Below are 24,549 nucleotides of genomic sequence, written 5' to 3'. Positions count from 1 at the left end.
AATGTTTTATTTCATCTATTGACTTGATATGTCTACCTTTGCAAAATAAATTATAATAGAAATGTCACATAAAGCAGGTTTTGTAAACATCATCGGGAATCCAAATGTTGGGAAATCAACACTAATGAATGCCTTTGTTGGAGAAAGATTATCCATAATCACATCAAAAGCACAAACAACACGTCATAGAATTCTAGGAATTGTAAATGGGGAAGATTTTCAATTGATCTTATCTGATACACCGGGAATTATCAAACCAGCCTACGAAATGCAGGCATCGATGATGAATTTTGTAAAGTCGGCTTTTGAAGATGCTGACATCTTAATTTATATGGTAGAAATTGGTGAACAAGATTTGAAAGACGAAGCGTTTTTTAACAAAATCATTTATGCTACAATTCCAGTTCTTCTTTTATTGAATAAAATAGATAATTCTAACCAAGAACAACTCGAAGAGCAAGTGGCTTTCTGGACTGCGAAAGTTCCCAATGCAGAAATTTTTCCAATATCAGCTTTGCAGAATTTTAATGTGCCAGAAGTATTTGGACGAATCATTGAATTGTTACCGGAATCTCCAGCGTATTATCCAAAAGATCAGCTTACGGACAAACCAGAACGTTTCTTTGTGAATGAAACGATTCGTGAAAAAATATTGTTGAATTACAGCAAAGAAATTCCATACGCAGTCGAAATTGTTACTGAAGAGTTTTTTGAAGATGAAAATATCATTAGAATCCGTTCTTTGATTATGGTGGAACGTGAAACTCAAAAAGGAATTATAATAGGGCATAAAGGTGCTGCTTTGAAAAAAGTAGGAATGGAAGCCCGTGTCGATTTAGAGAAGTTTTTTGGAAAACAAATTCATATCGAATTGGTAGTGAAAGTAAATAAAAATTGGCGAAGTAACGTTAATATGTTGAAACGTTTTGGTTATAACCAGTAATTTTTTCTGGTCCTTTTTTTTAAAATCAATATTGGAATTCAATTTTCGATATTGATTTTTTTTTAGCCCAGATAGCAGCGGCATCCTTTTATGCAGTCCCGAAACTTCGGGACTGCATAAAAGATATAGCGGAGAGCTGGAATTGCTCCAAATAAAAACTAAGATGCTATAATCTCCAAAAATAAATTTTCCAAATCATTCATTTGGTAGTGACCGTTACTTCGGATTTGTTTGGCTACGAAATAGAGCAAAAACCAGGCGAAAACCATTAATCCCATAACGATCAGATCGAATGTTACGGGATTTTTCAGGATATAATCAGAATAAGCAATCCCCGAAAAAATCAAAAATATTCCCGCTATAACAAAATGGAAGAACATAAAAAGTGTCCATAAGGTTGGGTCAGGTCCAAATAGTGCTCTGATATGCGTTTCGTTTTGGTCTTTTGATTCCATTTCTATATGTAAATGAGGCGACCAATACGCTTTTTTAGGTCCTTTTATGTTTAACCAAATGTGATAACCACGAATTTTAACGAAGTAATCTTTGGACTTGATTTGGGTGTAATTTGCAAATTTAACGCGCAAAGCATCTATGTTTTGCGGAACATCTTTGTAAAATCGTAAGCGAAGTCTGAGTTCATTATTAGTGTCCATAGCAGTAAACTTGTAAGTGTTAAAAGGATAAGGTCTTGCTAATATATTAAAAATATTGATATTCATGGTTTTAAACACTACCTTTGCAAAATATTTGAATTTATATTATGAATAACATTGTTGCGATAGTAGGAAGACCTAATGTAGGGAAATCAACCCTTTTTAATAGGCTGATACAAAGAAGAGAAGCTATTGTAGATTCAGTATCGGGGGTGACCCGTGATAGAAACTATGGTAAAAGCGAGTGGAACGGAAAAGAGTTTTCTGTAATTGATACCGGCGGATACGTACGTGGTTCTGATGATGTTTTTGAAGCAGAAATCCGTAAACAAGTAGAATTGGCTATTGATGAAGCTGACGTTATCATTTTTGTAGTTGATGTAGAAGAGGGGATTACTCCAATGGATGATGCCGTTGCGAGATTGTTGCGAAAAGTGACGAAACCAGTTTTACTTGCTGTAAATAAGGTGGATAATGCGATGCGTGAGAAAGATGCAATTGAGTTTTATAACCTTGGTTTAGGAGAATATTACACGTTTGCCAGTATTTCTGGAAGTGGAACAGGCGATTTATTGGATGCATTGATTGATGCTTTTCCTATAAAACCAGAACCAACTCAAGAAGAAGTGGTATTGCCTCGTTTTGCAGTGGTTGGTCGTCCTAATGCTGGAAAATCAAGTTTTATCAACGCTTTAATTGGTAAAGAGCGTTACATTGTTACTGATATTGCGGGAACAACCCGTGATTCAATTGATACAAAATTTGACCGTTTTGGTTTCGAATTCAACTTAGTGGACACTGCGGGAATCCGTCGTAAAGCAAAAGTGAAGGAAGATTTAGAATTTTACTCAGTAATGCGTTCCGTGCGTGCGATTGAACATGCCGATATTTGTATCTTGATTATTGATGCCACACGAGGATTTGAAGGCCAGGATCAAAGTATTTTTTGGTTGGCTGAGAAAAACCGTAAAGGAGTTGTAATCTTAGTAAACAAATGGGATTTAGTCGAAAAAGAAACGATGTCAACCCGCAATTATGAAGAAAAAATTAGAGAAGAATTAATGCCGTTTACGGATGTGCCTATTCTTTTTGTTTCTGCTTTAACCAAACAACGTTTGTTGAAAGCATTAGAAGCAACGGTAAAAGTTTTTGAAAACAGGCAACAACGCATTGCGACTTCAAAATTCAATGAGTTTATGTTGAAAGTGATTGAAGCGTATCCGCCACCAGCAACAAAAGGGAAATATGTAAAAATTAAATATTGCATGCAGTTGCCAACACCAACACCACAATTTGTGTTTTTTGCCAATATGCCGCAATATGTAAAAGAACCGTACAAACGTTATCTGGAAAATAAAATTAGAGAAAACTGGGACTTTTCAGGAGTGCCAATCGATATTTATATTAGAGAGAAATAATCTTTATTTCCATAATTATACTAGAAAGTTTATTGAGTTTGTAAAAGCTCGGTAAACTTTTTTTATTTTTAGGAAAAAATATGAATGCAATAAATGGCAAAATAGTTTGGATTACAGGCGCTTCAAGCGGAATAGGAGAGGCTCTTGCCTATGAATTAGCAACTAAAAATTGCAAACTAATTCTTTCGGCTCGAAATAGAGATGCTTTAGAAACTGTGAAATCGAAGTGTTCAAACACAGAAGTTATGATTTTGCCTTTTGATCTGGTTGATTTTGACAACGCCAAAAATCATGCAGAAAAAGCTATTGCTGCCTTTGGAAAAATTGATATTCTAGTGAATAACGGTGGAGTAAGCCAACGCTCACTGATTGTAGAAACTGATTTTGAGGTGGATAAAAAACTCATTGAAGTAGATTATCTTGGCACGGTTGCGCTAACAAAAGCTTTGTTGCCTCATTTTATCAAAAATAAGAAAGGACATTTTGTTACTGTAACGAGTTTGATGGGGAAATTTGGTTCGCCATATCGTTCTGGCTATTGTGGCGCAAAACATGCTTTACATGGTTTTTTTGATGTTTTGAGAATGGAACATCAACGGGACAATATAAATGTCACCTTAATTTGTCCGGGATTTATTCAAACGGATGTGGCCAAAAATGCACTTACTGCTGATGGATCGAAACAAAATATAGATGATGAAGCTACTCAAAATGGAATGCCAACAAGTATGTTTGCCAAAAAATTTGTGAAAGCAGTTGAATCGAATGCTTTTGAAGTTTACATTGGTGGCAAAGAAACTATGGGCGTTTATTTGAAACGATTTTTTCCAAAATGGCTGCATCATTTTGTTTTAAAAAGCAAAGTAAGATAAATTTCAGTAGTAACTAATCAAAATTTAAATCAGAAATTCATAAGAATAGAAAATCCCGATTGCTCGGGATTTTTTGAGTTAAAATGGATTCGAATGATTAGCTTTCTTCTTTTTCTTCTTCCAAAGTCTCCATTGGATGATCTCCATACCAATCTTTAAAAGTTTTTGTAGTTGTATAATCATCAGTAAGGACGGTATAAACCATTAATAATATTAACGGTATACCTACGCAATAAAGGGTCATTATTACTGGTAAAGCAACGTTAGTTTGACACATACCGGCAAATACAAAAACATAAATGGTGGTAAACCACACGAGTTTAATTGCAAAATTTTTCATGGCTATATCTTTTTATTAAAGTTACACCATGAATTGTAAATATTAAGTTAACGTATTGGTAATCAATGTTTAAAATATTTATTAGTTACTAATTACAAATGCTCTTTATACTTTTTTTGAGCTTTTAATTTTATGAAAAATACTGATTCGGATAATATCTCTGTTGAAATAATCGGTTCCATTAGCTCGTCGTTGAAGACTGTTTAGGTAGCCGAGTTCAAATGCGACATTGCTATTGAGTCCATAATGTATGGCAGCATAAATTCTATTTTGATCAAATGTATTTTTAATTATATTTTTTCCAAAATTGAACATTATTTCATCGGATAGTACAGCTTTTAACAGCTGCTTTTCTTTTTTCCAAAAAGTGTATTCTGTTTGAAAGCGGTACCTGAAGCGCCATGAAAATAGGGTTCCTGGCAGTAGCATTTCCTTGTTTGCCTTGTGAATGAATCGCTCCTCTAACTGAAAACGCTGGTTAATCCCAAATTTCCCAAAAGTTTCTTTCCACGTAAGATCCTGTTGTCCTCGATATTCCGGTGTAGTGTAATCAGGATTAATTTCAGGGATTTGTGTATCGACTGAGAAGTAGGCAAAGCCAGCGCCTGTCTCTAAATGCGCATTGATTTTATAGCGACCTTGAACTCGGATGACAAATAAATTTTCTTGTGTTGGTTTTAGAAAAAGTCGGTTGTCAAATTCAGAATGCAAAGACCATTTTTCGCTTAGCAATAATTGATTGTAATAACGCGTCCAAAGAATGCTTTGATGATCTATCTTTTTCTCTGATTGAGCAATTGCTATTCCATTTGTCAAAAGAATCAATGGGAGCAAATAATATAACTTCATTTTTTTAATTTTCACCAAATATAAAAAAAATACCCTATCGTTTTGATAGGGTATTAATATTTTTAAAATCAAATTGTTACCAGCCTCCGCTAGATCCGCCACCAGAGAAACCTCCGCCACCAAATCCACCGCCGAAACCGCCTCCACCAAATCCACCACCAGAGGAACCGCCACCAAATCCACCGCCACCGCTGTTTCTTCCAAGGCTGCTGAGTATAATAACATCCAATAAACTAGGTCCAATGCCACCGCCTCTGTTTCCAGAATTACCGCCGCCGCCTTTGTTTCTTGAAATAAGTACCAGTATAATGATGACAATAACAATTAAGGGTAAAATGGGGAATCCTGTATCTTTGGTTTTTTTAACTCGTTCTCCTTTGTATTTTCCCTTGAAAACATCAATAAGTGCGTCTGTGCCTTTGTCTAATCCGTTGTAAAAACTTCCGGCTTTAAATTCAGGAATAATAATATTCCGAATTATTTCTCCACCTATTCCAGCAGTTAGTCGATCTTCTAATCCATAACCGGGATTGATTGCTATTTTTTTTTCGGCTTTAGCCAATAAAACAATAACACCATTATCGTCTTTCTCCGTACCGCCAATTCCCCACGTTTGTCCCCATTTGGTTGCCAGTTGACTGACATCTTCGTTTTGAAGGCTTTCAATCGTAATGACGACAATCTGAGTTGTGGTAGAATCAGAATATTTAATCAGTTTTTCTTCTAATTGTGCTTTTTCTGTTGCGCTGAGCACATTCGCATAATCATAAACTGAAGTTTGAAGAGTTGGTTTTTCAGGAATGGTAAATTGCGCAAAGCCAATTTGTGTGAATAATAAACAGACAAAAAGCTTTAGTGCAATTAGAGTACTCTTTTTTTGTAATAGCATTATCCTTTAGATATTTCGTTTGATAATTCGTTTGTGTCGCCTTCTAGCCAAGGAAAATAGTGTTGTAATTGTTCCCCTGCTCTGGCAATTCCATCAATAAGACCTTGCTTGAAATCACCTTTTTTGAACTCCGCTACCATAATATCTCGGGTGCAATTCCAAAAATCATTTGGTACAACATCATTAATTCCTTTATCTCCGCAAATTACAAAATGATGATCTTCAACTGCTAGGTAAATCAAGACACCATTTTGCAACTCGGTTTCATCCATTTTCAATTCATGAAAAACTTCCAAAGCGCGATCATACGCATCCATGGAAGTTGTTTTCTCTATATGAACTCTAATCTCGCCAGAAGTGTTCTTTTCAGCCATACGAATAGCTTCAACAATTTCTTGTTCATCTTCTTTGGTTAAAAAATCTTCTACTTTTGACATGGGATAAATTTTTGAATGATGATTAGCGATTTTTGACTGTAGAATGTCCTACAATCAAAAATCATTAATCGAAAATCTGAAATCGTTTTTAGAATTTTACTTCAACTGGTTTATCTGCACCTTCAACTGCATTAAAGTATGCTTTCTCTTTGAATCCGAATAATCCAGCAAATAAGCTGTTTGGGAACGTTTTGATATGTGAGTTATATGGTTTTACCGCTTCGTTGAAACGCGTTCTAGCCGTTAGAATTTGATTTTCTGTACTGGCCAATTCGTCTTGTAATTTCAAGAAGTTTTGGTTGGCTTTCAATTCTGGATACGCTTCAACAGTTACTAATAATCGAGACAATGAACTGCTCACGCCACTTTGTGCTTTGTTGAATTCAGCTAATTGTTCAGGAGTAATATTTGCAGGATCAATTTTTACAGAAGTAGCTTTAGAACGCGCTTCGATAACTGCTGTCAAGGTGCTTTTTTCAAAATCAGCGGCACCTTTTACGGTATTTACTAAATTCCCAATAAGGTCATTTCTTCTTTGATACGCCGTTTGAACATCACCCCAAGATTGTTCTACATTTTGGTTTAACGTCACAGCAGTATTGTTAATTCCTTTAACCCAGCTGTAAATTACAAAAATTACAACCGCTCCGATAATCCAAGGCAAAAATCTTCTCATGTTTATTTATTTTAGTGTTTAGTATTTAATTATTTAAAATTTTAATAGGGATGTAGTCGTGCTGACTACAATTCGTTTTTAATAGTTGTTAATTGTGTGCGTATTGTTTCTAATTTTCGAATAATATCAAACTTATCTAAGGTTTTCTTTTGTCCTTCTTTCAAATGGGTTTTGGCACCTTCCAGTGTAAAACCTCTTTCTTTGACTAAGTGATAGATCAATTGTAAATTAGTAATATCTTCTGGGGTAAACATTCGATTGCCTTTAGCATTCTTTTTTGGTTTCAGAATATCAAATTCATTGTCCCAAAAACGAATCAGCGAGGCATTAACATCAAATGCTTTGGCTACTTCGCCAATGCTGTAATATCTTTTGTCTTTAAATAATTCAATATGCATATCTGTTTTTTATTTTTTTGTCCAGCTGAATTGTCACTGAACACTATTTTTTATCTTTTATTTGAACACTGCAAACCGAACACTGAATACTATTTTGCATTAGTCTAATGATTGATTCTCCTGGTTTGCCAGTTGCGCGATGACAACATATTCCACTGCCGAAATATTTCCGTAATAAAAATTAAGAGGATTCACTACTTTTTTATCCTTGTGAACTTCATAATGCAAATGCGGAGCTTCTGATCTTCCTGTGCTTCCCACATAACCAATAACATCACCTCGTTTTACGCGTTGTCCTGCTCTGGTATTGTATTTACTCAAATGGGCGTACAACGTTTCGTATCCAAATCCATGCCGAATAACAATATGATTTCCGTATCCTGAAGCCGTATTGTCTGCTTGTGCAACTACTCCGTCACCAGTGGCATAAATAGGCGTTCCACTTTTTGCCGTAAAATCCATGCCTTCATGCATTTTTCTTGCTTTAGTAAAAGGATCTGTGCGGTATCCAAAACCAGAAGCCATTTGTTTTAAATTTTCATTTTGTACTGGCTGAATGGCAGGGATGGCTGACAAAAAATCACTTTTAGCTTCTGCCAATTTCAAAATAACGTCTAATGATTTGGACTGAATCGCTAATTCTTTAGTCAAAACATCCATTCTTTTTGTGGTATTCATAACCAACTGCGAATTGTTATACCCTTCCAGCACTTTATACCTATTTTTCCCCTGAAATCCTGCCTCGCGAACTGAATCTGGAATGGCCGCTTTATTAAAATAGACCCGATACAAATTGTTGTCTCGATCTTCAATAGCTTCAAGAACACCATTTATCTGATCCATTTTTTTGTTCAGTAGCGCGTAATTCAGTCTCAAGTTTTCAATTTCACGGGCTTGCAAACGGTCTTTTGGTGTTTCAAAATAAGGAGTGTTCAATAAAATAATAAAACTTAAAAAACCAAACAACGCCGCTGCCAATAAAAACAAGATAACAACACCAAATTTTGTTCTTTTTTGTGTTTTTATTTTTCTATAGGCTAGATTTTCGGAATCGTAATAATATTTTACTTTCGACATATTTTAAAATACCCTATTTTTGCACACTGTAAAAGGTTAGACGAACAAATTTAAGAAATGTTTCATTTGTTACATCCTTTTTTCAGGAATAAATAAAATAATGTGCCTATTCCAGCTATTCGTTGCAAGTTCTCGTCTTGAAATTTTTTTTTCTATTGAGTCAGCAGGAGCTTCCTCCGGTCGCTCTGCCAACCCAAGAAAAAATAGATTTCAAAACTTCAAAGCTTTCCACTGCAAACACTAAGTGTTCAGTGAACTCCGTTGAAAATAAGAGCATGTGAGATAATCTGAGGCAAAAAAAGAATAGTAAAAAGATATAGTTTCGGGATTAATTAACTTTAAACCTTAAACTTTAAACTAAAATTAAAAATGACATCACAAGACGTACGCAAGCAATTTCTGGAATTTTTCGCATCAAAAGGACACTTAATCGTTCCATCGGCTCCCATTGTTCTTAAGGATGATCCAACCTTGATGTTCAACAATTCAGGAATGGCTCAGTTCAAAGAATATTTTCTAGGGAACGGAACGCCAAAAAGCAACAGAATAGCCGATACGCAAAAATGTCTTCGTGTTTCAGGAAAACATAACGATCTAGAAGATGTAGGTTTTGATACCTACCACCACACGATGTTTGAAATGTTGGGGAACTGGTCATTTGGTGATTATTTCAAGAAAGAAGCCATCAATTGGGCGTGGGAACTTTTGACGGAAGTCTATAAAATCCCAAAAGAAAACTTATACATTTCCGTATTTGAAGGAAATCCCGCTGAAAATGTACCTTTCGATCAAGAAGCTTGGCATATTTGGGCAGCATTAATTGACGAAGACCGAATCATTCTTGGAAACAAGAAAGACAATTTCTGGGAAATGGGAGATCAAGGTCCGTGTGGTCCATGTTCCGAAATTCACGTTGATATTCGTTCTGCAGAAGAGAAAGCGTTAGTTTCAGGAAAGAGTTTGGTAAACAATGACCATCCGCAAGTAGTGGAAATCTGGAACAATGTATTCATGGAATTCAACCGTAAAGCAGATGGTTCTTTGGAAAAATTACCTGCGAAACACGTTGATACCGGAATGGGATTTGAGCGTTTGTGTATGGCGTTGCAAGGAAAAACTTCCAATTATGACACGGATGTTTTTACGCCACTTATTGAAAAAGTAGAGCAAATTACAGGATTCAAATATGTAGACAATGCTGTCACTCCGAGCGCAGTCGAGGAGAAAACGAATATTGCTATCCGTGTTGTGGTTGATCACGTTCGTGCTGTTGCTTTCGCTATTGCCGACGGACAATTGCCGTCAAACACAGGTGCTGGTTATGTAATTCGTAGAATTTTGCGTCGTGCGATTCGTTACGGATTTACGTTCTTGAATACCAAGGAACCTTTCATAAATCAATTGGTTAGCGTTTTAGCGAATCAAATGGGGGAATTTTTTCCAGAAATCAAATTGCAACAACAATTGGTTACGAATGTGATTCGGGAAGAAGAAGCTTCTTTCTTGAGAACATTAGATCAAGGATTGCAATTGTTAGATAAAGTTATTGAAGAAGAAAAAGGAACAATAATAGCAGGTGCAAAAGCATTCGAATTATACGATACTTTTGGATTTCCAATTGACTTAACAGCATTAATTCTGAGAGAAAAAGGATTCGAACTAGACGAAGCTGGTTTTAACGCTGCAATGCAAGAACAAAAAAAACGTTCCCGCGCCGCATCAGAAGTTTCTACCGAAGACTGGTCTGTGTTGATTCCTGGAAATGTAGAAACATTTGTAGGCTACGATCAATCAGAAAGTGATGTGAAAATCACTCGTATCCGTAAAGTGGACAGTAAAAAAGATGGTGTTTTGTACCAGATCGTTTTAGATAACACACCTTTTTATCCTGAAGGTGGTGGTCAAGTAGGTGATAAAGGAATGTTGGTTTCAGCAAATGAAACGATTGAAATCATCGACACGAAAAAAGAAAACAACCTGATTTTGCATTTTGCAAAACAATTACCAGAGAATGTTAACGCTGGTTTTGGTGCTAAAGTAAATACCGATTTGAGAAATTTGTCCTCAAGAAATCACTCGGCTACGCATTTGATGCACCAAGCCTTGAGAAGTATTTTGGGAACGCATGTAGAACAAAAAGGGTCTTTAGTAAATCCAAACTATTTGCGTTTTGACTTTTCGCATTTTGCTAAAATGACGGAAACCGAATTGCAACAAGTAGAAGATTTTGTAAACGCAAAAATTCAAGAGCAATTACCACTTATTGAAAGAAGAAATATTCCTTTTGCGCAAGCAGTTCAAGAAGGAGCGATGGCGTTGTTTGGAGAGAAATATGGAGATGAAGTTCGTGCGATTAAATTTGGCGAAAGCATGGAATTATGCGGAGGAATCCACGTGAAAAATACAGCTGAAATTTGGCATTTCAAAATCGTTTCTGAAGGCGCAGTTGCTGCAGGAATTCGTCGTATTGAAGCCATTACAAGTGATGCTGTAAAAGCATATTTTGCTTCGTACGAAAACACATTAAATGAAGTAAAATCAGCCTTAAAAAATCCTCAGGATATTTTGAAAGCCGTTCATTCGATGCAAGAAGAAAATGCCAAATTAGCGAAACAAATTGAAGCTTTAGTAAAAGATAAAGTCAAAAATTTGAAAGCGAGTTTAATTGCTGAAATTCAGGAAATAAATGGTATTCAATTTTTGGCAAAACAAGTCGATTTGAACGCGGAAGGAGCAAAAGATTTGGCGTATGAAATAGGGAATTTAGGGAATAATGTGTTTTTAGTTTTGGCTACAGCCGACGAAGAAAAACCAATGTTAACCTGTTATGTTTCTAAAGAATTAGTAGCGGAGAAAAATCTGAATGCCGGACAAGTAGTGCGTGAATTGGGTAAATTTATACAAGGTGGCGGTGGTGGACAACCATTTTTTGCGACAGCAGGTGGTAAGAATGTAGCTGGAATTCAACAAGCTTTGGAAAAAGCGATAGACTTTGTAAAGTAGAACCCTGTTTGTTTTTTTATAAAGGAAAACCTTTTAGAACATAAGTTCTAAAAGGTTTTTTTTGTTTAAAAGAACGGATTTTAGAATCTTTATTGGGTATTGGAATTCGATTCAGAAGTAGTAGTTCAACCGAAATATGTGGATTGTAACGATGAATTTTGAAGTAGAATTTTTATTTGGTTACGTTTGCGAACTTTTGTGCCAAAATTAAAGGGAAAAAGCGATTGATTTATTATGAAAAATAAAATACTGCTACATTTATTCTTGTCGTTTTTGGTGTTGACAATTTATTCGTGTTCAAATGATAATCACGACAGTATGAAATTGCTGAAGAAGGTCGTTGAGACTTCAGAAGGCGGTACTGCAGAAACAACCCTTTATACTTATAAAGGTAATCAAATAGTTAGCATGGACGGTGCCAATAAGCGTACCGATTTCACCTATACGGAGGATTTGATTACAAAAAGGGTAACACAAAACAAAACAAATCAGCTTCTGGAGACTATTAATTACAGTTACTTTGAAGGGAAATTAGTTGAAGTTATATCTTTGGGTAAGTATAGAATTAAATACGTTCACAATGCAGATAAAACGGTTTCTTACGAAAAATTTTCGATTGCTTCTGGGAATCAGCAAGTAAAAGAATTTCACGGAAAATTGTATTTTGAAAATGAAAATTTCATCAAAGACGAAAGAATTTTAGATAATACTGCATCAGGGACTTTGATAGAATATACTGTAAGTTTTGATTATGATGCAAAGTATAATCCGTTATATAATATTGTGGGTTACAAAAAACTGTTAGATTATAATGAAGAAATCTCTTCAAATAATAGTTTGATAAGTACTGTAATTACAAGTGTTTCTAAAGACGACCAAATAACATCATCGGCTAATTTTTATACTACTTCTTTTAAATACGATTTAGATAATTACCCAATAGAACAGGTTTCAGAAAATAGTGTTGCTACTAATGGAAATGGAGGATATTTAAAAACAGAATACTACTATTAATAAAAATATTTGTTTTTATAACAACCCTTTCAAAGTTTTAATCTCTGAAAGGGTTTTTTAATTTTAGATTTTTTATAGCCAATGAAAAAAGAGCGAAACACCATTTAATTCGCTAAAATTATTCAAATTTGTAGTAAATAAAATAGCCATGCAATTCAGAACCCAAATCCCCATTTCTAAAAGTAATCATCCTTTAGATTACAATTCAAAGATTGTCTCTTTAGGTTCTTGTTTTGCTGAAAATATGGGAGATAAATTCCAGTATTTTAAATTTCAAAATACCATCAATCCGTTCGGGATAATTTTCAATCCGGTTTCTATTGAGAAAATTATCCAAAAAGCCATAAATACAGTATTATTCACCGAAAAAGACATTTTTTTTCACAATGAACGCTGGCATTGCTTTGATGTGCATTCTGATTTGAGTAATCCAAATAAAGAAGATTTATTAGCATCTTTAAACGCACTAATCAAATCAACAAATCAACAAATATCCAAATCAACGCATATCATCATAACGTATGGAACCTCGTGGGTTTATCGAAATATAGAAAGTGATTCTATTGTGGCCAATTGCCATAAAGTGCCACAAAAGCAGTTCAAGAAAGAATTGCTTTCTGTTGAAGGAACAGAAAAAAGTGTTGCAAACACAATCAAATTAATTCATGCTGTAAATCCTAATTGCACTATTATTTTCACTGTTTCGCCGGTGCGTCACATCAAAGACGGTTTTGTCGAAAATCAATGGAGCAAATCCAATATAATTAGTGCACTTCATAAGACTTTTGACTGTCAACTTTCGACTATAAATTACTTTCCTTCTTACGAAATCATGATGGATGAACTTCGGGACTACCGTTTTTATGCCGAAGACATGCTGCATCCCAATCAAGTCGCAATCGATTATATTTGGAAACGTTTCATGGAAACTACTATTTCTGAAACTGCTTTTCCTACGATGGAAGAGGTAGAACGCATACAAAAAAGCCTTTCTCACAAACCTTTTGACCCGAATTCAGAAAGTCATTTGAAATTTGAGTCTAAAGTCAGAGAAAAAATCACTAAATTGGAAAGTCAATATTCATTTATGAAATTTTAATTATGCTTAGAAGAATACTTATTGGAATAGCAGTTGTTGGTGGAATATTTTTATTGTTTAAATACTGTGATTTTAAGAAAAATGACGACCAAGATATCACGTACAATACTAATCTCATTCAGCAACAAATCCTAAACGTAGGGAAATTGGTCGTAACCGAAGGACATTTTTCGGAAGTTATCACCTATAAAAACCAACAAAAATACTTAATGGATATGCTTTCTTTCGAGAAAAAAGCGTTGGTTGTTGTGAATGCTGACGTTACGGTGGCTTATGATTTGCATCTCATGAAATACGATATTGATTCGATCAATAAAACAATCACGATTGTGAGTATTCCAAAAGAGGAAATTAAAATTAGTCCTGATATTCAGTTTTATGATGTGGAGCAGAGTAAATTAAATCCGTTCACGGGAGAAGATTACAATAAAATAAACAAATCTGTAAAGGCGAATTTGGCTAAGAAAATTGAGAAATCATCTTTGAAAACCAATGCGCAAAATAGATTAATTAGTGAGTTATCCAAACTTTTAATTACGACCAGTCAATTGGGTTGGACCTTAAAATACGATGGAAAAGTGATTGAAACCGAGAAGGATTTTGGGAAGCAAATCAAAATGTAATTTAAAAAACTTAGGCACAGATGCACCGATTTTAAATAATTTTAAAAATCTGTGAATCTGCGGTTGATTTTTATTGGTTAAACAAATAATAGAAAACATGCATTTTAGTGTATTTCGCTTTAGCTTCTACAAATATTTTTTACCACAATTTCCGCAAATTTTCACAAATTAATATGTGAAAATTTGTGGAATTTGTGGTGAAATTTTGACCCTGCAGACTTTCATTCCGAGGTTTAGTTAAGCTTTCTCTTTGTCAAAAATCAAGTCCAAACCTCCAGCAATCAAATGCGCTACTTCAGGTCTTTTGTTTTTTAATTGATCCAGATAAACCATTATTTCTTGCAACAATTGTGGCTCGGTTCTAACGTTTAAAAGTTCTACGATTTCAACTGCTAGCAACCAATCGTTTGGGTGATTGTTTTGTAGTTTTTCAAATAGTGGTGCCAAAGAAGTTTCCGTATCCTTGGTTTCTCTTATGTTTCGAACCGTTTGGTATAAAATTTCTAGATCATCGCGTTCAGCCGAATGTTTGGCTTTTATAGTGGTGCTGGACGGAAGGTGCGAAATCAAGTCAAAACTATTCACGTCAGCAGGACCTGAAAAAGCCGAAATTACTTTCTTGCCCACGGCCATATCGTAAATGCCCCATTCCGGCTGAAATAAAACAGTTTCGCCATGCGTAACCGTACAGTTTTTAAAGCGAATCAGCGTAATTTCTCCTTGTAAATTTCTGGAACCGGTAACAATTTCACCATCAACAATGATTCCGCCTTCAAATTCCAGTTTAACGGTTTTAGATTCTAAAATGTCGTAGGCATTCAAGTCTTTTGGACTCATGTCTTCAATGGCTAAGTTGATGCCTTCTAGCTTTCCTATTGGACTTCCAAAGCCTTCTGGGTGTGTCAAAGTGCCGTGTCCTACTAACTCTTTCTCTCTGTAAGCCAAAGCTGTTTTACCAGTAGTTTGTATGTAAATAGGTTTGCCATCCTGCTCAATAACGGAACTGAAAACACCTGAAATTTGTAAACCAGTACTCAATTCAATAGTTCCTAAAGCATTCGAGTCAATAAGTTTATTAATTCCCGATAAACCGCCAGTGCGAAGTGCCATTTTATTGGCAAATTCTTCTAAAACCAAATTCAAATACGCAAATGTTGGCGTAACATACAATTGTGGTTGCAGTTTTGTAATGTCAAAATTTTGCGTAGCAGCCGAAATATCATAAGGAATCTTCTTTACTTCCGGTGTCATGCAATGCGCACTTTCACCAATAGAAGACAGTAAACCAGCGCCGTAAATTTTTGGATTCTCCACTGTTCCGATCAAACCGTATTCCACAGTCCACCAGTGTAGGTTTCGTATTTGGGCCATTTCGGATAATTCGCCCATGTTGTTCTGTAAATCTTCCACCGCTTTTTCAGCAGTATCAATCGTAGCTTGTGGCGTATCTTCGGCTTCCTTCACAATCGAAAGCAGTCGGATTGCTTCGTACATTTCGTAGTCTTTGTGCGAAGAAATCGCTTTGCAACCTATCTCTCCAAAACGACGTAAGTATTCCGCATATTCTGGATTCGCAATAATGGGCGCATGACCGGCACCCTCGTGAATAATATCCGGTGCAGGCGTGTATTCTATATGTTCAAGTTGGCGAATGTCTGATGCAATTACAAGAACATTATAGGCTTGGAATTCCATAAAAGCATTAGGTGGAATAAATCCATCCACGGCAACTGCAGCCCAACCTATTTCGGTTAAAATTCGATTCATACCGTACATACTCGGGATTTTGTCAATCTCGATTCCTGTTTTTTTTAAACCTTCCAAGTAGGAACTATGCGCCACTTTTGATAAATACGCTACATTTTTGCGCATCACATAACGCCAAACCGCTTGGTTTATAGGCGTGTAATCGCTATAGTCCTGAGGTTTAATAAATTGTCGTAAGTGCTTTGGCAATCGGTCTAATAACGGATTGCTTTCTAAAGTTGAGTTCATATCGAAAACGTTGTAGTTCTACTGCAAAAGTACGAATTTCAGGAGCGATTTCCCGCTTTTCATTGCAAGTTTTTGCAAACCCGTTTGTTTTTCTAAAGTTCCAGCAGGAGCTTCCTTTGGTCGCTCTGCGGCAACAAGAAAAACCAAAACGGCTTTTGCAAAAAGCTTTTCATTTCACTCGGGGCTAGGGCATTTGGGGGATTTATGAAACAGTATCGTTTAAATTTTATATGGTTTTTTTAACTATTTAGTTTTGTTATCCCTTATGATATTTAGTTCTAATGAAAAAGGAATCTCTGTACAACTGTGCGTTAAAAAATGGTATCTTTACTCTATTAAATGAAAATGTTATGAATATCGAGTCATATAAGAATCAGATTATCAAAAAACTAATAGCAGTTCAAGATGAAAAGCTATTAGAGCAAATAGAGTCTATTTTAAACGGGAATTATGTTGTTGCAAATACTTTTGAAGGTAAATTTTTGACTAAAACCCAGTACATAGAGCACATAGAATTTATTAGTCAATCTGTTGCAGATGGAGCAGAAACCTATACTTCAGAACAAGTTAGAAGCCATGTTTTATCTCAAAAGAAATGATTGTAATTTGGTCTCAGGAAGCTAGCAAATCGCTTTCTGAAATTTATAATTATATTTTTGAGGATAGTCCACAAAACGCAGACAAAGTTTTGAATAAGATAATTGATTTGGTAGAGTCGTTACAAGATGAACGCTATGAATATTCAATTGATCCTATTATTAATAAAGAAAAATTTCGACATATAAGTATTTGGTCTTACAAAATTATATATGAGCGGACGAATGAGAAAGTCCTGATTCTAGACATTTTTAATGGAAAGCAAAACCCGGATAAATTGAAAAAGTTTTAATAATCCACAACAACTGTTAAGTATTGTTTTAAAATCTACTCCACCACCTCAAACACCAATACCTGCGTTTTTTGTTTTTCCGAAAAATTATTATCAGATACAAAAATCAAGGAGGAATTACCATTGGCTAATTTTGGTCCAAAAGTAAGTCCTTCGATATTATCAATAAAAATTCCCAAATCATCCATGTTTAGGATCAGTTTTTTAGATGCCAAATCTAATTTTTGGTTTTGTAACGAGTTGTAGTTTTTTACATCAGTAGCTTTTTTCAAGTCACATAAAAATACTTTTACCGTGCAGGCTTGTGTTCCCGTTGAGTAGGAACGCTCCACTACTAATAACTGATTTTTACCATAATGCTGAATCGCTGAAACGCCATTGACCGCAAAAGTTCCTTTTGGATTGGGCTCAAGAGCAATGGGTTCTAATTTATAGCCGAATTGAGCGGTATTCTTTTTAGTTTTCGCATCAAATTTATAGATTCGGATGTATCCGCCGTTGCTGGTATTGGCTTGGTTGCCATCTTCAAAAAGTGGTTCTTCAATGTTGGTGTAAATGTTTTTATATTTTTTGTCAAAAGTGATGCCTTCTAAAGTGCCGTTATTTCTCGGTCCTTTTTCTTGTTGCTGCATTTTTAAATTTTCTGGTAATGTGACATTGCTTAGAAAATTACCTTTTAAATCCGTGAAATTTAAGGAAGGATCTTGCAACACTTGTTTGTCTCCATTAATCACTCGTGCGCCTTCGCTACTCCAAACTAAAGTGTTTGTTTTTGGGTTGTATCGAATATCTTCAGGATCTGATGAAGTGGTTGGTGTGGTATTCCAATTACCATAAACTTCTCCACTTTCGTTTTTTAAATAGCTAACACTTTGGAAAACCATGCTTTGTATTTTGTTTTCGACTAACGGAATTTTTGCAGTATAAAAACGAGCCTCGTTAAACATCGATCTGTCATCACAAATCAGGTAATACAAATCGTTTTTTGCATCATAATCTATGCCGGACAATCCGCCTACTTTTGTATTCTGAAACGTTTCCTCAAATGGAATTTCAATGGTGCTGATTAGTTTTAAATTGGGAGCTGGTGTGTTTTCAACGGTTTGTTTTAAATTGGAACAAGAAAACAGAAAAGTTGGTAAAACGACAAGAAATAATAATTTACGCATAAAAGAATGTATTGGTGTTTGCGAAAAAGACAGGTTTTAGATTAAAAAAACTACTTTTAAAACTATGAATTGTTCGTTTGGTTTTTTTCAAGATTGCGGAAATAGTCAATTTTGTAGTTGAACATTTCTGCCATGTTTTTAGCGCGGTATTTCGCTTCATCGGCTAATGGCCCTGTAAATAAAGTATCCGTAGTTTGTGTGAAAATTTCCATCCATCGGTCAAAATGTTCTTTGGCAACTGGCAATTGTTTGTGCGGCGGAAAGGGACTTCCGGAATAGGAATGTACTTCTAGCAAGATAGTTTGCCAAAAGCGGTACATTTTTTCGAGATGTTCCGGCCAGCGATCGCCTATTTTTTTGTTGAATATAGGTCCAATGAATTCGTCTTTTTGAACTTTAGAATAAAAAGTATCTACTAGTAATTTGATATCTTCAAGTGTAGTAATGTCGGTTTGTGGTGTCATGATTGGGAATAAAAAAGCCTACGCAAAGGTAGGCTTTAAGTTTGATTTTAGTCGAAATCTATTTTGCTTTTGGTGGAAACTGCTCCAAAATTTTAGCGACAAATTCATTGATTCTATTTTCTTTATCTTTTCTATTTTCTGTCAGATATCCAATGCCTTCGCCCTGCCATACCAATTCTTTTTTCTTACCGTCAATTAAATCTATAAATAATGTTCCTTCCGTTGAGGACGAAGCCATAGTGTTTTGTCCTCCCCACATGAAAGGATTCCATCCCCAACCCCAACCGTATCCCCAACCCATGTTGAATTGATTGACATCTATTTTCTCTCTTTCTTTAGTGAGAATGTTGATTAGTAAATCAGGATTTTCACTTTTGGTCATTCCTTTTTTGCTTAATTCCCGATCAATGGCATTGAGTATTCTTTTCTTATCTAATTCTGAAATTTCAACTTTATCAATTCCTTTTTTGTGAAAAGCGTAGGTTTTATATTGGCTAAAATCTACTTTATTGTCAAAATCAGAATAGACTCTTACGGAACTGCAAGAGGCAACTACGAGGAGTATTACGACGGGAAGGAGTTTAATTGCTTTCATGACTTAATTATTTGATTACTATGAGTTTCCTAAAGATACGTTCAAAATTTTAAAAATCCAACAAATTGTCGGCTACTATATTAGGGATGGTTACTTTCAATAAAGGTTGCGTCTCCATCGCTCTTTTTATAGCAAATACTGCTCCTTCATTTCTCGCCCAACTTCTTCTAGAAATCCCATTGTTGACATCCCAGAAAAGCATTGATGCTAAACGTTTTGAAGCTTCTTTAGATCCATCAAGAACCATACCAAAACCACCGTTAATTACCTCGCCCCAGCCCACGCCACCACCATTGTGAATGGATACCCAAGTGGCGCCTCGAAAGCTGTCTCCAATGACATTTTGTATCGCCATATCAGCCGTAAAACGGGAGCCGTCATAAATATTAGAGGTTTCTCGGTAAGGGGAATCAGTGCCAGAAACATCGTGGTGATCCCGACCTAAAACGACTGTTCCTACTTCGCCTTTGGCTATAGCCTGATTAAAAGCTTCGGCAATTTTTACGCGACCTTCAGCATCAGCATAAAGGATGCGAGCTTGGGAACCTACAACCAATTTGTTTTCCTGAGCGCCTTTTATCCAGTGAATGTTATCCTGCATTTGTTGCTGAATTTCGTCAGGAGCAGTTTTTGCCATTTCCTCCAGAACTTGGCAAGCAATTAAATCTGTTTTGGCTAAATCTTCGGGCTTTCCCGAAGCACAAACCCAACGGAATGGGCCAAACCCATAATCAAAACACATTGGGCCCATTATATCCTGCACATAACTCGGATACCTGAAATCGATATGATTTTCTGCCATTACATCAGCACCAGCACGGGAAGCTTCCAGTAAGAACGCATTTCCATAATCAAAGAAATAGGTTCCTTTGGCAGTGTGTTTATTGATAGCTGTGGTATGGCGGCGTAATGTTTCCTGTACTTTTGTTTTAAATAAATCAGGTTTTTGAGCCATCATTTCATTGGCCTCTTCAAAGGAAATATCAGCAGGGTAATACCCGCCCGCCCACGGATTATGTAGCGAAGTCTGGTCAGATCCTAAATCGATGTGGATATTTTCTTGGTCAAATTTTTCCCAAACATCAACCACGTTTCCTAGATAACCGATAGAAACAATTTCATTATTGGTTTGCGCCAAAGCTACTCGTTGCACTAATTCATCTGCGTTCTCAATGACTTCATTGATCCATCCTTGACTGTGGCGAATGTGTGTGATTTTTGGGTTTACTTCGGCACAAACGGTGATGCAACCTGCAATATTTCCAGCCTTTGGTTGTGCGCCACTCATTCCGCCCAAACCTGATGTTACGAATAAACCGCCTTTTGGGCTGCGTTTTATTTTCCGAAAACCATTTAAAACCGTAATGGTAGTTCCGTGTACAATTCCTTGCGGACCAATATACATGTAACTGCCTGCGGTCATTTGTCCGTATTGTGAAACGCCTAAAGCATTCATTTTTTCCCAATCGTCTGGTTTAGAATAATTAGGAATTACCATTCCATTGGTCACGACAACTCTGGGTGCTTCTTTGTGGGAAGGAAACAAACCCATAGGATGTCCGGAATACATGGTCAATGTTTGTTCCTCGGTCATTTCTGATAAGTATTGCATCGTCAATAAATACTGTGCCCAATTTTGAAAAACAGCTCCGTTACCTCCATATGTAATCAATTCATGCGGATGTTGTGCCACAGCATAATCCAAATTATTTTGAATCATCAGCATAATGGCTTTGGCCTGTTCACATTTTCCTGGATATTCATTAATTGGACGCGCGCGCATTTCATAATCGGGGCGCAAACGGTACATATAAATACGACCGTAGGTTTCCAGTTCTTCTGAGAATTCTATGATTAATTCAGTGTGATGTTGCGGTTCAAAATAACGTAAGGCATTGCGTAATGCTAGTTTTTTTTCTGCTGTCGAAAGGATTTCTTTGCGCTTTGGGGCGTGGTTGATGTCTATTTCGTATGGTTTTGGTTTGGGTAAAACCGATGGAATTCCTTGTTGTATTTGTTCTTGAAAAGTCATGTTTAGCTGTTGATTCGTTATTTTTTTATGTTGATTTGTTAAAGAAGCTTTTACTTCTTAAAAATGTAACAACTAAGGATAACGAATATCCGACCTGTGGTAGGATTTGTGAATTTTGATTCGATATTTCTGGGAACAAATATCCATTTTTGTTGATTTGTTTAGTAAGGATGCTTACTTTTTATTGGTTCCTGTTTTTTTATCAAAACCATACGGACAATGTCTACAACCGCTTTTACAGCAATAACCCCTTTTTAAATGGTGCTTTTCAGTAAAACATTTGTATCCTTCCGGAGTGTAATAGAAATCTTCCCCTTCTGTCATTTTATTTTCCTTACTTTGTTCAATCATAATTGGGATTGTTCTGTGGTGTGCGTAGTACCTACTTTTTCAATTAACCGCATCTCTCAAACGATTGCGTTTTTGATTAAAGGATACGCCTTTATCAATACAAATTTATAAATTTTATAGCGAATGTTTCTAATTGTTGCTAAATATTTAATTCCGAAAGGATATCGCGGTGTCACTCTATTTCCGTTTGTATTGTTAAAATATCGGGAAGATTTAAAAGATATTATTCTGATTAATCACGAAAAAATCCATCTTCGTCAGCAAGTAGAACTTTTAATCGTGCCGTTCTTTATTTGGTACCTATTAGAATATATTTTTCGTTTGTTCCAATATAAAAGCGCCAATCTCGCCTACAGAAACATTAGTTTTGAAAGAGAAGCTTATGCTAACGAAAAGAATAATAAATATCTGGCTAGAAGATCTTTCTTCCGGTTTATAGAGTATGTAGTGCTGCATAAAAAATAACTGTAGTACTATTTTTATACTTTTGGCACCTCTTTTCTAAAGTGCACTCTATTTAAAGTTCCCCCTATTTAAATTCTCATTTTTAGTGGTTTTTGATCATTTTTTTTCGAGTCTGTATTTGGACAATTTCCGATTTTTATTCAAATTAATTTTATAAGAAAATAATTATTTAAAATATAAAAAGATGTATTTAAACGATTATTTATACTTTTTATCGGTATTAATGACGTTTGCTATTGTCTTTTTATTGTAATTTTAGATAAAAATACGAGGTTTTGTATTTGTAATATCAAAAGCAAAACGGTTACTTGGATTAGCAGATCTGTTTTTTAGGTCTAACGGATTCATTTTTAGACTTTAAAGCAGTCTTGTTCTTATAAGGAATATCGTATTTAAAACAAAAAAATTAGCATTAACGCAATTAATTTACACGATTATGGAAAGAGAACTACTTAAAAAAATAATGGTATTAGCAACAGTACTTTTAATTCAAAACTCCATTGAAGCCCAAATGTATGTTAGCGCTAATAGTTCCGTTTTTGCCAGCAACGAGGTGGTTTATATTGGGCAAGATTTAGCGTTAAATGCCGCTACTAGTTCTTTTTATTTGAGGGAAAACGCACAGCTTTTACAAGGTTCAACAAGTGTTGGAGCAAATAAAGGAGTCGGTAGTTTGTCTGTTTTTCAAAAAGGATCAACAAATAATTTTCAATATAACTATTGGTGTTCGCCTGTAGGAGGGAGTATTGCAACTGCCGGAAATTCGCCATTTGGAGTGACGCAACTAAAGGACATTGACGGTTTGATCACTTTCAAAGAGCCTTCTATGTTGCCTATGAACAACTATGATGGGACTGCAAGTCCGTTAGCCATAGCTCCTTTTTGGATCAATAAATTAACAGCTTCATCGGAATATTCTAATTGGATTCAGGTGGGATCTAGTTCTAGTCTAAATGCTGGAGAAGGATTCACAATGAAAGGAACGTCAGGGACTAATGTATTTACAGTTAATGGAGTTCAAAATAATCCGGGAAGCCAACAGCGTTATGATTTTAGAGGGAAGCCAAACGATGGTACCATTTCGATACCAGTGGCAACCGCGCAATTTACTTTGACTGGTAATCCGTATCCTTCTGCAATTGATTTATCTGCTTTTCTATCTGCTGAAACAAATTGTACTGGTATTGCTTATTTTTGGGAGCAAGATCCTACTGTGAATTCGCACTTTATTGCAGACTATAAAGGGGGTTATGGGACGTTCGCTCCGGGAGATTTAGGAACTACTGGAATTTATGTCCCAGCGACATTTTATTCTTATGATGGTTCTGGAAATGAAGGAACGGCTGGTGTAAATGGGGCTAATTATGAAAGACGTTTTTCGCCAATAGGGCAAGGGTTTTTAATTGATGGTGCTGCAAATGGAGTGGTACAGATGAAAAATGTTTACAGAGCGTTTGTTAGAGAAACGCCACCTGTTGAGTCTCCAAGTAAAATGATGAGTACTGTAAAAACAAAAAGTGCTACGGGTTTTATGACTGCAATACAAGCAGTGTCCGGATTTGATTATGCGACGGTAAGTATGGCTCCAACACCACAAATAAGATTCAATACTTTGATGAATAATCAAGGTGTGCGTCAATTGGCTTTGGCATTAATTCCTGAAGCAACTGATGGAGTCGACCGTGCCATGGATGCGATGTCCTCTGGAGATAATATCCAGTCAGATGTTTACTTTGTCATTGAAGGCTCAGAGTTTATTATTAATGCTGTAAATTTTGATATGGATAAAAAAATTGCAATTGGTTTTAGAAATGACAAACCAGCCAATTACAAAATTACAGTAAAAGAAATGGTCAACTTTAGTGGCGCAAATGCGGTTTATTTGCACGACAAAGTGAAAAATACCTACTTTGATATTGTAAATGATTTTCATGAATTAGATTTGCCAGCGGGCGAAAATAACTCACAGTTTGAAATATCATTTAAAAACAACGGTACTTTGGGTATTGATGATGCAGCAAAAGAAAATTTTGTAATTTTTCAAAATAATCCAACTAAAAATGTAATGATTGGTAACCCTTTACTTATGGATCTTGATACTTTTGGTCTTTATGACGTAGCGGGTAAATTGATTTTTGTCAAAAAAGATTTAGGAGTGAATGCCTCGTATCAATTTTCTACTTCTGGATTAGCAGATGGAATTTACATTGCTAAGTTGGCTTCCAAAGATAAAAGAGTGGTTGGCAAAAAAGTGATCATTAAAAACTAAAACGGATTAAAATAATTCAAAAATGC

The 24,549-nt window shown here is 35.6% G+C and carries 25 protein-coding genes; 11 read left to right on the top strand and 14 right to left on the bottom strand.

Features of this window, described 5'->3' with window-relative positions; genetic code table 11:
- The first annotated feature begins 61 nt into the window (after positions 1-61).
- Positions 62-943, top strand: a complete 882-nt coding sequence (era, locus tag BUC11_RS05605) for a GTPase Era (protein WP_066079794.1) — start codon at positions 62-64, stop codon at positions 941-943.
- A 158-nt stretch (positions 944-1,101) separates the two neighbouring features.
- On the opposite strand, the gene BUC11_RS05600 is transcribed toward era, so the two are convergent.
- Complete coding sequence (locus BUC11_RS05600) at positions 1,102-1,665, bottom strand: hypothetical protein (protein ID WP_084129531.1); 564 nt, start codon at positions 1,663-1,665, stop codon at positions 1,102-1,104.
- A gap of 41 nt (positions 1,666-1,706) precedes the next feature.
- On the opposite strand from BUC11_RS05600, the gene der reads away from it, so the two are divergent.
- Both der and BUC11_RS05590 read left to right on the top strand, forming a co-directional pair.
- Positions 1,707-3,017: a ribosome biogenesis GTPase Der gene (gene der / locus BUC11_RS05595; protein ID WP_073352696.1), complete on the top strand. Its 1,311-nt coding sequence runs from the start codon at positions 1,707-1,709 to the stop codon at positions 3,015-3,017.
- 80 nt (positions 3,018-3,097) lie between these two features.
- Entirely contained in the window at positions 3,098-3,889 is a 792-nt protein-coding gene (locus BUC11_RS05590) for an SDR family oxidoreductase (protein WP_073352695.1), read from the top strand.
- Between the two features lie 97 nt (positions 3,890-3,986).
- On the opposite strand, the gene BUC11_RS05585 is transcribed toward BUC11_RS05590, so the two are convergent.
- From BUC11_RS05585 to BUC11_RS05555, 7 genes are all read right to left on the bottom strand, one after another.
- Positions 3,987-4,229, bottom strand: a complete 243-nt coding sequence (locus tag BUC11_RS05585) for a hypothetical protein (protein WP_073352694.1) — start codon at positions 4,227-4,229, stop codon at positions 3,987-3,989.
- A gap of 105 nt (positions 4,230-4,334) precedes the next feature.
- Positions 4,335-5,078 carry a DUF2490 domain-containing protein gene (locus BUC11_RS05580; RefSeq protein WP_073352693.1) on the bottom strand — a complete coding sequence of 248 codons (744 nt, stop codon included), beginning with the start codon at positions 5,076-5,078 and terminating at the stop codon, positions 4,335-4,337.
- Positions 5,079-5,154: 76 nt separating this feature from the next.
- Positions 5,155-5,967, bottom strand: coding sequence for a TPM domain-containing protein (locus tag BUC11_RS05575; RefSeq protein WP_073352692.1), 813 nt, complete (start codon positions 5,965-5,967; stop codon positions 5,155-5,157).
- Positions 5,967-6,404 (bottom strand): TPM domain-containing protein, encoded by a 438-nt coding sequence (locus BUC11_RS05570; RefSeq protein WP_073352691.1) that lies wholly within the window; start codon positions 6,402-6,404, stop codon positions 5,967-5,969. The genes BUC11_RS05575 and BUC11_RS05570 overlap by 1 nt, the downstream gene beginning before the upstream one ends.
- A gap of 88 nt (positions 6,405-6,492) precedes the next feature.
- Positions 6,493-7,080, bottom strand: coding sequence for a LemA family protein (locus BUC11_RS05565; RefSeq protein ID WP_073352690.1), 588 nt, complete (start codon positions 7,078-7,080; stop codon positions 6,493-6,495).
- A gap of 65 nt (positions 7,081-7,145) precedes the next feature.
- A complete protein-coding gene (locus tag BUC11_RS05560) occupies positions 7,146-7,478 on the bottom strand; it encodes a MerR family transcriptional regulator (protein ID WP_073352689.1) in 333 nt (110 codons plus the stop codon).
- A 99-nt stretch (positions 7,479-7,577) separates the two neighbouring features.
- The gene (locus tag BUC11_RS05555) at positions 7,578-8,555 is read right to left on the bottom strand and encodes a M23 family metallopeptidase (protein WP_073352688.1); all 978 of its coding nucleotides are present in this window, start codon (positions 8,553-8,555) and stop codon (positions 7,578-7,580) included.
- 369 nt (positions 8,556-8,924) lie between these two features.
- Here BUC11_RS05555 and alaS point away from each other — a divergent pair, with 369 nt between their 5' ends.
- The 4 genes from alaS to BUC11_RS05535 all read left to right on the top strand — a co-directional run bounded on the left by alaS (position 8,925) and on the right by BUC11_RS05535 (position 14,294).
- Positions 8,925-11,558, top strand: a complete 2,634-nt coding sequence (gene alaS / locus BUC11_RS05550; RefSeq protein ID WP_073352687.1) for an alanine--tRNA ligase — start codon at positions 8,925-8,927, stop codon at positions 11,556-11,558.
- Between the two features lie 234 nt (positions 11,559-11,792).
- Positions 11,793-12,572, top strand: coding sequence for a hypothetical protein (locus BUC11_RS05545; protein WP_073352686.1), 780 nt, complete (start codon positions 11,793-11,795; stop codon positions 12,570-12,572).
- A gap of 148 nt (positions 12,573-12,720) precedes the next feature.
- On the top strand, positions 12,721-13,671 hold the full coding sequence (locus BUC11_RS05540) for a GSCFA domain-containing protein (protein ID WP_073352685.1): 951 nt from the start codon (positions 12,721-12,723) through the stop codon (positions 13,669-13,671).
- Between the two features lie 2 nt (positions 13,672-13,673).
- The gene (locus tag BUC11_RS05535; protein ID WP_073352684.1) at positions 13,674-14,294 is read left to right on the top strand and encodes a DUF4230 domain-containing protein; all 621 of its coding nucleotides are present in this window, start codon (positions 13,674-13,676) and stop codon (positions 14,292-14,294) included.
- A gap of 237 nt (positions 14,295-14,531) precedes the next feature.
- Here BUC11_RS05535 and BUC11_RS05530 read toward each other — a convergent pair whose 3' ends face one another.
- On the bottom strand, positions 14,532-16,289 hold the full coding sequence (locus BUC11_RS05530; RefSeq protein WP_073352683.1) for an aromatic amino acid hydroxylase: 1,758 nt from the start codon (positions 16,287-16,289) through the stop codon (positions 14,532-14,534).
- Between the two features lie 350 nt (positions 16,290-16,639).
- Between BUC11_RS05530 and BUC11_RS05525 the strand changes: the two genes are divergently transcribed.
- Both BUC11_RS05525 and BUC11_RS05520 read left to right on the top strand, forming a co-directional pair.
- A complete protein-coding gene (locus tag BUC11_RS05525; protein WP_139259428.1) occupies positions 16,640-16,888 on the top strand; it encodes a hypothetical protein in 249 nt (82 codons plus the stop codon).
- Positions 16,885-17,178 carry a type II toxin-antitoxin system RelE/ParE family toxin gene (locus BUC11_RS05520; protein ID WP_073352681.1) on the top strand — a complete coding sequence of 98 codons (294 nt, stop codon included), beginning with the start codon at positions 16,885-16,887 and terminating at the stop codon, positions 17,176-17,178. The genes BUC11_RS05525 and BUC11_RS05520 overlap by 4 nt, the downstream gene beginning before the upstream one ends.
- 35 nt (positions 17,179-17,213) lie before the next feature.
- Here the strand turns inward: BUC11_RS05520 and BUC11_RS05515 are convergent, their stop codons facing one another.
- From BUC11_RS05515 to BUC11_RS16940, 5 genes are all read right to left on the bottom strand, one after another.
- Positions 17,214-18,347, bottom strand: a complete 1,134-nt coding sequence (locus tag BUC11_RS05515; protein ID WP_073352680.1) for an esterase-like activity of phytase family protein — start codon at positions 18,345-18,347, stop codon at positions 17,214-17,216.
- 62 nt (positions 18,348-18,409) lie between these two features.
- Positions 18,410-18,811 (bottom strand): group III truncated hemoglobin, encoded by a 402-nt coding sequence (locus BUC11_RS05510; RefSeq protein ID WP_073352679.1) that lies wholly within the window; start codon positions 18,809-18,811, stop codon positions 18,410-18,412.
- Positions 18,812-18,869: 58 nt separating this feature from the next.
- A complete protein-coding gene (locus BUC11_RS05505) occupies positions 18,870-19,406 on the bottom strand; it encodes a DUF4136 domain-containing protein (protein WP_073352678.1) in 537 nt (178 codons plus the stop codon).
- A gap of 49 nt (positions 19,407-19,455) precedes the next feature.
- Positions 19,456-21,438, bottom strand: a complete 1,983-nt coding sequence (locus BUC11_RS05500) for a urocanate hydratase (RefSeq protein WP_073352677.1) — start codon at positions 21,436-21,438, stop codon at positions 19,456-19,458.
- 174 nt (positions 21,439-21,612) lie between these two features.
- On the bottom strand, positions 21,613-21,789 hold the full coding sequence (locus BUC11_RS16940) for a C1orf53 family protein (RefSeq protein WP_175455457.1): 177 nt from the start codon (positions 21,787-21,789) through the stop codon (positions 21,613-21,615).
- A 123-nt stretch (positions 21,790-21,912) separates the two neighbouring features.
- Between BUC11_RS16940 and BUC11_RS05495 the strand changes: the two genes are divergently transcribed.
- Together BUC11_RS05495 and BUC11_RS05490 are read left to right on the top strand one after the other, a co-directional pair.
- A complete protein-coding gene (locus BUC11_RS05495; protein ID WP_073352676.1) occupies positions 21,913-22,254 on the top strand; it encodes a hypothetical protein in 342 nt (113 codons plus the stop codon).
- A 436-nt stretch (positions 22,255-22,690) separates the two neighbouring features.
- On the top strand, positions 22,691-24,523 hold the full coding sequence (locus tag BUC11_RS05490) for a T9SS type A sorting domain-containing protein (protein ID WP_084129529.1): 1,833 nt from the start codon (positions 22,691-22,693) through the stop codon (positions 24,521-24,523).
- Positions 24,524-24,549: the final 26 nt, after the last annotated feature.

Source organism: Flavobacterium xanthum (assembly GCF_900142695.1).
Taxonomy (GTDB): Bacteria; Bacteroidota; Bacteroidia; order Flavobacteriales; family Flavobacteriaceae; genus Flavobacterium; species Flavobacterium xanthum.
The sequence above is the reverse complement of the archived record's forward strand: the minus strand, read 5'-3'. Positions and strand labels throughout refer to the sequence as shown.

What these genes read in the sequence shown, in the direction of transcription:
- BUC11_RS05520 (WP_073352681.1), top strand. Translation starts at nt 16,885, where the DNA reads ATGATTGTAATTTGGTCTCAGGAAGCTAGCAAATCGCTTTCTGAAATT.
- alaS (WP_073352687.1), top strand. Translation starts at nt 8,925, where the DNA reads ATGACATCACAAGACGTACGCAAGCAATTTCTGGAATTTTTCGCATCA.
- BUC11_RS05555 (WP_073352688.1), bottom strand. Translation starts at nt 8,555, where the DNA reads ATGTCGAAAGTAAAATATTATTACGATTCCGAAAATCTAGCCTATAGA.
- BUC11_RS05505 (WP_073352678.1), bottom strand. Translation starts at nt 19,406, where the DNA reads ATGAAAGCAATTAAACTCCTTCCCGTCGTAATACTCCTCGTAGTTGCC.
- BUC11_RS05515 (WP_073352680.1), bottom strand. Translation starts at nt 18,347, where the DNA reads ATGCGTAAATTATTATTTCTTGTCGTTTTACCAACTTTTCTGTTTTCT.
- BUC11_RS05560 (WP_073352689.1), bottom strand. Translation starts at nt 7,478, where the DNA reads ATGCATATTGAATTATTTAAAGACAAAAGATATTACAGCATTGGCGAA.
- BUC11_RS05600 (WP_084129531.1), bottom strand. Translation starts at nt 1,665, where the DNA reads ATGAATATCAATATTTTTAATATATTAGCAAGACCTTATCCTTTTAAC.
- BUC11_RS05525 (WP_139259428.1), top strand. Translation starts at nt 16,640, where the DNA reads ATGAATATCGAGTCATATAAGAATCAGATTATCAAAAAACTAATAGCA.
- BUC11_RS05545 (WP_073352686.1), top strand. Translation starts at nt 11,793, where the DNA reads ATGAAAAATAAAATACTGCTACATTTATTCTTGTCGTTTTTGGTGTTG.
- BUC11_RS05590 (WP_073352695.1), top strand. Translation starts at nt 3,098, where the DNA reads ATGAATGCAATAAATGGCAAAATAGTTTGGATTACAGGCGCTTCAAGC.
- BUC11_RS05500 (WP_073352677.1), bottom strand. Translation starts at nt 21,438, where the DNA reads ATGACTTTTCAAGAACAAATACAACAAGGAATTCCATCGGTTTTACCC.
- BUC11_RS05575 (WP_073352692.1), bottom strand. Translation starts at nt 5,967, where the DNA reads ATGCTATTACAAAAAAAGAGTACTCTAATTGCACTAAAGCTTTTTGTC.
- BUC11_RS05585 (WP_073352694.1), bottom strand. Translation starts at nt 4,229, where the DNA reads ATGAAAAATTTTGCAATTAAACTCGTGTGGTTTACCACCATTTATGTT.
- der (WP_073352696.1), top strand. Translation starts at nt 1,707, where the DNA reads ATGAATAACATTGTTGCGATAGTAGGAAGACCTAATGTAGGGAAATCA.
- BUC11_RS05570 (WP_073352691.1), bottom strand. Translation starts at nt 6,404, where the DNA reads ATGTCAAAAGTAGAAGATTTTTTAACCAAAGAAGATGAACAAGAAATT.
- BUC11_RS05580 (WP_073352693.1), bottom strand. Translation starts at nt 5,078, where the DNA reads ATGAAGTTATATTATTTGCTCCCATTGATTCTTTTGACAAATGGAATA.
- BUC11_RS05535 (WP_073352684.1), top strand. Translation starts at nt 13,674, where the DNA reads ATGCTTAGAAGAATACTTATTGGAATAGCAGTTGTTGGTGGAATATTT.
- BUC11_RS16940 (WP_175455457.1), bottom strand. Translation starts at nt 21,789, where the DNA reads ATGATTGAACAAAGTAAGGAAAATAAAATGACAGAAGGGGAAGATTTC.
- BUC11_RS05490 (WP_084129529.1), top strand. Translation starts at nt 22,691, where the DNA reads ATGGAAAGAGAACTACTTAAAAAAATAATGGTATTAGCAACAGTACTT.
- BUC11_RS05530 (WP_073352683.1), bottom strand. Translation starts at nt 16,289, where the DNA reads ATGAACTCAACTTTAGAAAGCAATCCGTTATTAGACCGATTGCCAAAG.
- BUC11_RS05495 (WP_073352676.1), top strand. Translation starts at nt 21,913, where the DNA reads ATGTTTCTAATTGTTGCTAAATATTTAATTCCGAAAGGATATCGCGGT.
- BUC11_RS05540 (WP_073352685.1), top strand. Translation starts at nt 12,721, where the DNA reads ATGCAATTCAGAACCCAAATCCCCATTTCTAAAAGTAATCATCCTTTA.
- BUC11_RS05565 (WP_073352690.1), bottom strand. Translation starts at nt 7,080, where the DNA reads ATGAGAAGATTTTTGCCTTGGATTATCGGAGCGGTTGTAATTTTTGTA.
- era (WP_066079794.1), top strand. Translation starts at nt 62, where the DNA reads ATGTCACATAAAGCAGGTTTTGTAAACATCATCGGGAATCCAAATGTT.
- BUC11_RS05510 (WP_073352679.1), bottom strand. Translation starts at nt 18,811, where the DNA reads ATGACACCACAAACCGACATTACTACACTTGAAGATATCAAATTACTA.